Source organism: Streptomyces sp. NPDC059092 (genome assembly GCF_042756365.1).
Lineage (GTDB): Bacteria > Actinomycetota > Actinomycetes > Streptomycetales > Streptomycetaceae > Streptomyces.
In genome coordinates this window covers 18777-27673 of the sequence record NZ_JBHZEJ010000092.1, presented here as the reverse complement: position 1 = coordinate 27673, position 8897 = coordinate 18777, and the positions used below count along the sequence as shown (strand labels likewise).

Annotated in this window: 6 protein-coding genes; 2 read left to right on the top strand and 4 right to left on the bottom strand. The window is 71.1% G+C overall.

Annotated features, from left to right (window positions below; translation table 11 throughout):
• Positions 1–2169: type I polyketide synthase (locus ACFXPL_RS33975; protein WP_384926943.1), on the top strand; the 2169-nt coding region annotated here is incomplete at its 5' end.
• Between the two features lie 79 nt (positions 2170–2248).
• Here the strand turns inward: ACFXPL_RS33975 and ACFXPL_RS33970 are convergent.
• From ACFXPL_RS33970 to ACFXPL_RS33955, 4 genes are all read right to left on the bottom strand, one after another.
• A complete protein-coding gene (locus ACFXPL_RS33970; protein WP_384926941.1) occupies positions 2249–3103 on the bottom strand; it encodes a hypothetical protein in 855 nt (284 codons plus the stop codon).
• The gene (locus ACFXPL_RS33965) at positions 3100–4956 is read right to left on the bottom strand and encodes a GMC family oxidoreductase (RefSeq protein ID WP_384926939.1); all 1857 of its coding nucleotides are present in this window, start codon (positions 4954–4956) and stop codon (positions 3100–3102) included. Before ACFXPL_RS33965 ends, ACFXPL_RS33970 begins: the two co-directional genes overlap by 4 nt.
• Positions 4953–5357: a hypothetical protein gene (locus tag ACFXPL_RS33960; protein WP_384926937.1), complete on the bottom strand. Its 405-nt coding sequence runs from the start codon at positions 5355–5357 to the stop codon at positions 4953–4955. Before ACFXPL_RS33960 ends, ACFXPL_RS33965 begins: the two co-directional genes overlap by 4 nt.
• Positions 5358–6230: 873 nt before the next feature.
• On the bottom strand, positions 6231–7367 hold the full coding sequence (locus ACFXPL_RS33955) for a PQQ-dependent sugar dehydrogenase (protein WP_384926935.1): 1137 nt from the start codon (positions 7365–7367) through the stop codon (positions 6231–6233).
• A gap of 938 nt (positions 7368–8305) precedes the next feature.
• Here ACFXPL_RS33955 and ACFXPL_RS33950 point away from each other — a divergent pair.
• A complete protein-coding gene (locus ACFXPL_RS33950; RefSeq protein ID WP_384926933.1) occupies positions 8306–8833 on the top strand; it encodes a MarR family winged helix-turn-helix transcriptional regulator in 528 nt (175 codons plus the stop codon).
• The last annotated feature ends 64 nt before the right edge of the window (positions 8834–8897 follow it).

The following is an 8897-nucleotide window of genomic DNA, read 5'->3' as shown; positions in this document are numbered from 1 at the left end:
GACCTCAACACCGACACCGGTGCCGGCACCGACACCGGCACCACAACCCCACACGACACGGACCACCTCACACCCCGAACCGTCACCACCCTCCTCGCCACCGACGAACCACAACTCTCCCTCCACAGGGACCGGATCCGCGCCCCCCGCCTCACCCGCGTCGGCCCCCGCGACGCCCCGCACGAGCGGGATCTCAGCGAGGGCACCGTCGTGATCACCGGCGCCACCGGAACACTCGGCACGATCATGGCCCGCCACCTGGTGACCCGTCACGGCGTACGGAACCTCCTGCTGCTCAGTCGGCGGGGCCCGGAGGCCGAGGGCGCCGCGGAGCTGGTGGCGGAGGTGACGGAGCTCGGCGCGTCGGTGGACCTGCGCGCCTGTGATGTCGCGGACAAGGAGTCGCTGCGCTCGGCCCTGGAAGGCGTGTCGCTCACCGGTGTCGTCCACGCCGCCGGGGTGCTCGACGACGGCGTGCTGGCGTCGCTGACCCCCGAGCGCGTACGGGCGGTGCTCGCGCCGAAGGTCGACGGGGCACGCAACCTGCATGAGCTGACCGCCGGTCAGAGCCTCTCGATGTTCGTCCTGTTCTCCTCCATGGCCGGGACCATGGGCTCGGCGGGCCAGGCCGCCTACGCGGCGGGCAACGCCTACCTCGACTCCCTGGCCCAGCAGCGTGTCGGCCAGGGGCTTCCCGCCCTTTCCCTCGCCTGGGGCCTGTGGGAGCAGGCAAGTGACATGACCGGGCATCTGTCGGGAACGGACCTGGCCCGGATGTCGCGGTCGGGCATGCTCGCGCTGTCGACGAGCGAGGCGCTGCGGTTGTTCGATCAGGCGTGCGCCGGCCCTGACGGTGTGGTGCACCTCGTACGCTGGCAGCCCGGCCGGCTCCGGGCCGGAGACGGCGGGGTTCCCCCGATACTGCGGGCCCTGGCGCCCGGCAACACCCGTCGCAGGACGGCGGGCGACGGCGTTCCGCTGCCGGAGGCGGGGCTGGCCGCGCGGCTGGCGGGCCTGGAACCGGACCGGCGGCACGCCCTGCTGCTCGACACGGTCCGCGATCAGGTCGCGGTGGTGCTGGGCCACGATTCACGGGAACAGGTCGACGCCGAGCAGGGATTCAGGGATCTGGGTTTCGACTCGCTGACCGGTCTGGAGCTCCGTAACCGCCTGGCGGCCCTGATCGGCCGACGGCTGCCGGCCACCCTGGTCTTCGACCACGCCGGCCCGAACGCCCTCGCCGCACACCTCGAACAGCTCGGCTTCGACGACGCGCTCCTCGCTCCCGTACACGACCGGCCGTCCGCCGACGACTTCCTCCTCACTCTCCAGCAGGAGGCCGTCGAGACCAACCGGGCCGACGCATTCATGGACGTGTTGCGGGCGGCCGCCCGCATCCGGCCCACGTTCGACGACGCCGACGCCGAGCTGGTCCGCGGTATGCCGCGCCGCCTGGCCGAAGGCCCCGCCGAGCCGGGGCTGATGTGCTACCTGCCGCTGGTGGCGCCCTCGGACGCGGACCACTACACCTCCTTCGCCAAGAGTCTGGACGGCCTCCGGGAGACCTGGGTGGCGGGCTCACCGGGCTTCCAGGGCACCGAGCCACTGCCCGCGACCCTCGATGCCCTGCTCGACCTGCACGTGGCGACGGTGCGGGCGGGCTTCGAGGACCGTCCCGCCGTGCTCCTCGGCCACTCCTCCGGCGGATGGATCGCCGCCGCGCTCGCGCAGCGCCTGGAGGAACTGGGCCGCCCCGCCCAGGGCCTGGTGCTGATCGATACGTACCTGCCGCCCCCGCAGATGGACGAGCGCGCGCAGGAGCGGCTGTTCAGGGAGAACACCCGTCGGACCATGCTGCTGAACGACCTGCCCGGGGCGGCGTCGCGGCAGTTCGTCGCCATGGGCGCGTACGGGCACCTCTTCAGTGGCTGGACGCCCAAGGCCCTCTCCACGCCGGTTCTCTTCCTGCGGGCGGACGAGTGGCTCGACGTGTCGGAGGACGACGGTTACTGGCGTGCGTCGGTGGACGTTCCCCGCACCGATGTCACCGTCCGGGGCAACCACTACACCCTCATGAGCGAGCACGCGGACTCCACCGCCCTGGCGGTCCACGACTGGTTGACCGCCCTGTCGGTTCCGCCCGCCTCCACACGGCGGGGCCGGACGTGAGGACATCGGTCACCGTGGGAGTCCGGTCGTTCGTTCCGCGTGCGATGTGGGTACGCGGCCGTGCCGGCCTCAGCGTGGGTCAGCCCGCGCGTGGTACGTAGTAGGGGCGATTGTGGGCGGCGACGGGGGCCGACTGGTACGTCCACGCCCCGGCGGCGGGGGTATCGGCGACGTGGGCGGTCAGGTCGGCGCCGACGGGGGAGGTCCGGTCGTGAACAGTGAGCTCTGCCCGCTCTGCCGCGCCGGTCAGTGAAACGTACTGGTAGGGCTGGTAGACGTTCATGGGACCGGCCAGTGGCCGACCGCTCGGGTCGGTGCCGTAGCCGGTGATGGGCGTGTTGTTGACGGGGATACGGGGCAGCCCCGTCAGATCGGCCCGGAAGGAGAAAAGAGCCCGGTCCTGGCGATCGACGGCCGGGGCCGGGGGAGCGTGCGTGGCCTGCTTGCACGCGACGGTCCAGGCGTCGCCGGCCGGGCCGTTGAGTGAGGGAAGGGTCGTCTCGAACCAGGCGGGGTACTTCGGTTCTCCGTAGAGTCGCGTGCCGGCCTCGATGGCCAGCGGGTTGTCGCACAGTACGTGGAGCCGGGCGATGCCGAGCAGCTTGGTCTGGTCGTGGCCGTGGGCGTACTGCTCGTACGTCAGGCGGGCGAGGCGGTCGGCGCCGGCGGTGGGGTGCGCGACGATGCTGTACTCGATCTCCTGAGTGATGCCGCCACCGTTCGGATACTGGGCGAAGTAGAGCTGGTAGTTGAGGGTGACGCAGGCCCGGCCGTCGAAGTCGGCGGCGCTCAGGTCCGGATGGTGTTCGGCCAGTGTCTTGCGCACCGGGGCGGGGTCGACAAGGTAGTCGAGGCCGATGTTGTGCAGGGCCCCGTAATGGAAGGGCAGTTGGTACGGGGCCGCGACGGGCGGCAGGGAGGGGGCGTCGGTCATGGGGCGTCTGTCTCCTCTGGGGTGGCGTGGCCGGGAGCGTTTCCGGGGGCCGGCGGGTGGATCGTGACGCGCTCCGCGGACAGATCGCGGTGGATCCGCTCGGCACTGCGCAGGGTGATCGCGGCCATGGTGAGAGTCGGGTTGGACGTGCCGAGGGAGGGCATGCTGCCGCAGCCCACCAGGTAGAGGTTGGGGTGGTCCCAGGCGCGCTGCCAGGAATCGACGACGGAGTCGGCGGGGCGCTCGCCCATGATGTGCGTTCCGGCGCCGTGGCCCGCGCCGCGGTAGGCGTAGGGCCGGCCGTCGTACTCGAACCATCCGGGCTGGGACGGCCCCGATGCGTACCGGCTGTGATCTTCCGCCCCGAGGAGGGCGAAGATTTCGTCGGACACCGCCTTGGCCGCGGCGATGCCCCTCTTCACGTGGTCGGACAGGTCGTAGGTCAGGACGGGGCGCGGGTTGCCCAGCGGGTCACGGTGGTGGGGGTCGAGCGTCACGCGGTTGGCGGGATCGGCGCTCTGCTCCATCTCGAACTGCAGGGCGAACTGCCGCCCGACACGGTTTCCGACGGCCTGCCGCAGCTCCGTACCGAACAGTCCCCGCCCCTGCGCCCCCGCTCCCGTGGCCGCCGGGTTCCCACGGCGCAGGAGGTCGACGACTTCGTGACCGGGCGGGCCCACGGCCCAGGTCCAGCCCCAGTTACCGATCTCCACACGGAAAGGGGCGCGAGCGGTGCGGGCGGGACCAAAACGAAATCCCTCCAGACCGGACGTCGAACCGGGCCCGCGGTAGGGACCCGTCCGCTCCGGCATGAGGCCCCAGGTGAGCAGGACGGGGTGGTCCATCAGATTCCGGCCCACCTGATCGCTGGAGTTGGCCAGGCCGGAGGAGAGCAGGAGCCGGGCGTTCTCGATCGCGTGTGCGGCCAGCACGACCGTACTCCCCCGCGCCACCCGCCGGGTGACCGAAGAGGGCCGAGCGGGGTCGTCGTAACGCTGGTACTCGACTCCGGTGATCCGGCCGGCCGGATCCGCCAGCAGGCGGCCGGCCACCGCGCGGGTGAGGAGGGTGACACCCGGTCCCCAGCGCTTCTGTGTCCGCAGCGGGGTGTACTTCGCCCCCGTGGGGCAGACCGGGATACAACTGGCGCTGCCTTCGCAGAGGGCTCCGTGCTCCTCGGTGGCCGCGCTGTTGCGCGCCTGAGGCGTCCCGACGACCTTCAGTTCGACGCGGCCCGGATACGAGGGATCGGTGACTTTCCGTCCGTCGAGCCGCTCGGCCATGAGCCGGTCCAGGTAGCTCGCGGGTAAGGGGCCGTGCGCGAAGGTGTAGCTGTCCGCGAGCGGCAGTCCGACAAGGTCCCGTTGTTCCACCGGATCGCCCGCGACGCCCAGTTCGTGCTCCGCCGCCCGGTAGTACGGTTCCAGTTCCTCGTAACCGATCGGCCAACTGCGGCCGTACCCGAAGTCCGCGGTGCGGAAGTCCTCCGGATGCATCCGCGGGGCCAGCCCCGTCCACGCGGTGCCCGTACCGCCGTTCACCCGGAGATAGCCACTCGCGTACGGCAGCCGGCCGTTCTGGATGAGGTATCCGTCGGCCCGGTACCCACCACCGGTCCGGCCACCGAGATCCGGTACGTCGGGTGACGGCACCAGGGGATTTTCCGCGATCGCCGCGCCGGGGACCTTCACCGACGCGGACCGGAAACGTTCCGCGTCCACCTCCCGCGCCCCGCCCAGGCCCGCCTCCAGGACCAGGACACGCCAGCCGCGGTCCCCCAACTGCCGCGCCACCAGCGATCCCGCGACTCCCGCGCCGACCACGATCACATCGAAGTCCTCACCGCCGGTCAACGGACCCCGCCTCCTGCCGCACCGGCCGGAACATCGGCCCACGTGCCGTAGCCGGGCTGTCCCGTGCCGGGCGCATGACCGCCGAAGCTGCGCCAGACCAGCCCACGGGCGTAGGCCCGCCCCGACACCAGACAGGGCACCGCCCCGCCGTCGTCGTTCACCAGCCCCGGCCACTCCCCCAGGTACCAGAGATGACACACGGCCCGCGCGAGTTCGCCCAGCCGCACGTCGCCGCCCAACGCTGTGTGCACATCGGCCGTCGTACCGGCCAGTCCGTCCACCAGCCTTGAATAGACGAGTGGTTCCACCCGCCGCTTCACGAACTCCCGGTAGGTCTCGGCCATGCCGGTCGCCGCGAGTTCGGCGGCGTCGAACCCCGTCAGCACGGCCGAGACCGCCACGAACCGCTCGGCCTCCTGGCCCGGACCAGTCGTGACCCCATACGGATCCGGCGCGTTCACCCGGCACCCCGACCCCGGTCGGCCCGCTCACCACTGATGATCAACGCCATCGCCAAACCCCTCCCTGGGGTCGCACCGGACCCAGCTCATCAGCCGGGATCCCTACCTCCGCACGGGCCACTTCATGCGCCGAGATCCCGCCCGTCGCGGGTAACCGGTAACTCAAAGCAACACCCGATCCCGTCACCGAAAGCGACAGCGTACTGACCCGGCGCAACGGTGTGTTCGTCGCGGTCGCGACCGCGACGAACAGAGCCCCGGTGGGGCACGGCCCACCCCCGACCCGCAGCCCGGACCGATCGCGGCCCCCCGTCGCCTTCGGCTCCGACGGCTGCCGACGGCCACTGGGGAGAGGCGCGAGCGGACCCATCACGCGGAGAAGTCACCGGAAGAGCGCGCCGGACTGCTCCGCCTCGCCTGGAGCGTCCAGATGTCCTGTCCACGCGGGACGGGCGGCGACCGCGTTCACCGTCCGGGGATCGGATCTCGAAGGAGTGCGGGTTTCCCGGGCTCGGTGTGTACTGCGGCGGGACGGTCGCGACTCTGGTCCCACGGCACAACCCGTACGGGAAAACCCCTCCGCGCACCCGCGTCCGCGGGGCCTCCGAACGGCGTAACCCTCAAGGCAACGGCTCCGGAGGCCCCGTGGATTTCGCCCTCTTCAGCAGGTCAACACGTGTGGGGTGGAAGGTACTTCCTCGCCGGTCCGCGACCAGGCCGCGGACCGGCGGAACAGCGAGGTGACCTCAACGGCACTCCTGGCGCACCGACCTGGCCGAATCGCTGCTCGATGGCTCCTTCATCCCGTAGTGGTCACGCCGGGTCGATGCGGGAGACGCCGCCACCGATGCCGAGCACGTACAACTCGCCATCTCCTCCCTGCACGAACGAGATGACCTCGCCGCCGTTGACCCCGAGGTCGCTCTCGCCGGTCACCTTGCCGTTCTCCACCCGCAGGGCTCGGACGGTGCCGTCGCAGTAGTCGCTGAACAGGTACTGCCCCTGGAGGTCCGGGATCGCGGCGCCGCGGTAGACGTATCCGCCGGTCACCGAGCAGCCCAGCCCGTTACGGTCGTACTCGTGGATCGGCGGCACGTGGTCAGCGGGTTCCGTGCCGCCCCGGAAGGGGTGGTTGCCCTCCATCGCGGACCAGCCGTAGTTCTCGCCGCCTTTGCTGTCCGCCGGGGCCCAGTCGATCTCCTCCCACGCGCTCTGGCCCACGTCACCGATCAGCAGGTCGCCCGTGCCCGCGTCGAAGGAGAACCGCCAGGGGTTGCGCAGCCCGTACGCCCAGATCTCGTCCTTCGCGTCCGGCACCCCCACGAAGGGGTTGTCCGGCGGAATCGCGTACGGCTCGCCGCCACTCGGGTCGATCCGCAGCAGCTTGCCGAGCAGCGTGTCGAGGTTCTGCCCGTTGCCGTGCGGGTCGCCGCCCGCGCCGCCGTCGCCGAACGCGATGTAGAGGTAGCCGTCGGGGCCGAACTGGATGTCGCCGCCGTTGTGGTTGGCGTACGGCTGCGTCTGGGTGAGGACGGTGCGCCGGGTGTCCGGCCGGATCCCGCCGTCCCGCACGGCGAACTCGTCCACGGTGCTGGTGCCTTCGCGGTTCGTGAACGAGATGTAGAAGTGCGCGAACTCCTTGTCGAACGCGACGCCCAGCAGGCCGCGTTCACCGTCGGTGGTGGTCTCGTCGGATATGTCGAGGACGGGCTCACCGAGTCCCTGATCGTCCAGAACCCGTACGGTGCCGGCGCGTTCGGCTATCCAGACCGTGTCACCGGGCCCGGCGGTGCCGGCGATGGGATTCTGGGCTCTGGCCACTTCCTTGAGCACGACCTCCGCCGCCCGGTGTGGGGCTGCCGGCTCGTCGGCGGAGGCCGAGGTTAAGGCGAGGGAAGCAACGAGGCAGATGGTGCCGACGATCGCCGAGCTTCTGGTGCGAATTTTCACCGTGAGCCTCCTGGAGGCGGCGAATGGGGGTGACCCGGCTGCTTGGGGCAGAGTGGTGTGGGTGTCGCCCGCGCCAGCGCGCAACCTGGGTGGGGGGATTGTGTGCTACTGGCTACGGATGAGGGTACAGGGACGGGAGCGCTTGGAGTAGACCAATGCGCCGTATCAGGCGAGATCCCACCAGGAGCAGCAGAGCGAACCCAGCACGGCCGCGAGGAGGCCCGGCGGCGCGGCGAAGCACAGGGTTCCGCGGATTCCGGCCAGGGAGACGAGCAGCGCGGCGAGCAGTGGTCCGCCGACCGAGCCGAGGTTGCCGCCGACGCGTTCCAGGCCGAAGGCCCGGCCCGGCCGCAGTACGCGCGGCGCGGGGCGAGTGAGGTCAACAGCGCGGCGCGTGCCGGGAACCGTACTCCGCGCGAGGCCCAGACCAGGGCCCGCAGGAGGCCGGTCCGCCGGACGGTGGCGGCGCGTCCGACGTGGATGTGGATGCTGCGGGTGAAGTACCAGCCCGGACAGACCGTGGCGAACTCGGCGACGCCGTCGGCCGCGGAGGGCCGACGTCCTCGCAGGAACCGCGAGTCGTCGCTCGGCGGCACATGGCCCGACCCGTCGAGGTCGGGGAAGGTGTCGGGGTCGTGCGCGAGGTGTCCGGAGCAGTAGCCCAGCGCGTCGCAGTGCCACACGTCGACCACCGTTCCCCCGACGGGTGCGGCGTCCTCCCCCCGCACCGTGATCCGCAGGCGCAGCGGGACGCCCGGGCGGCCCTCCGCGATGTCGGCGCGGAACCCTGCGCCGACATCGCGACGGCGCGGGGGAAACACTCATCGGCCCTCACCCATCCATCCACTTCAAGCTTGGAACGACTGCACCCTCTCATCACTTCAAGCTAAGAGTGAACAGGTCGACCATTCGCTCCATGCTTGGAGTATGGTGGAGGAATGGAAGAGGAACGTGAGGCCAGCGGGCCGCGCCAGCTCGACAGCGATGAGCAGCAGCAGTGGTACGCGTTCGCCTATGTGCTGACCCAGTTGCCGGCCGCTCTGGAGACGCGGATGCAGCGGGCCGCGGGCATCGCCCACTTCGACTACGTGGTGATGTCCGCGCTGTCCATGGCACCGGGGCGCACCCTGCGCATGAGTGAGCTCGCCCAGTACGCGGGAAGCTCGCTCTCCCGGCTGTCCAACGTGGTCATCCGTCTGGAAAAGCGCGACTGGGTGCACCGCCACCCCGACCCCGCCGACGGACGATCCACGCTGGCCACCCTCACCGACGAGGGGATGGGCAAAGTCGTCGCCGCGGCGCCCGTGCACGTCGACGCCGTGCGCGGCCTGGTCTTCGACCCGCTGACCAAGGCGCAGCAGCGTCAGCTCGGCGCCGCCTCCCGGCGCATCCTCGGCGCGCTCGACGCACCGTGCCCCACCGACTGGGCGCCCTCCGACGCCATCTCGCCGGCCGACCAGGACTGACGGTGGGTAGGTGACGCGGCTTCCCCCAGCACACGCCCCTTCATCCATCGCCCGGCCGTCCGGG

Bases quoted from the DNA above. Each gene is read 5' to 3' on its own strand.
- ACFXPL_RS33970 (WP_384926941.1), bottom strand. From the start codon at position 3,103: ATGACCGACGCCCCCTCCCTGCCGCCCGTCGCGGCCCCGTACCAACTG.
- ACFXPL_RS33950 (WP_384926933.1), top strand. From the start codon at position 8,306: ATGGAAGAGGAACGTGAGGCCAGCGGGCCGCGCCAGCTCGACAGCGAT.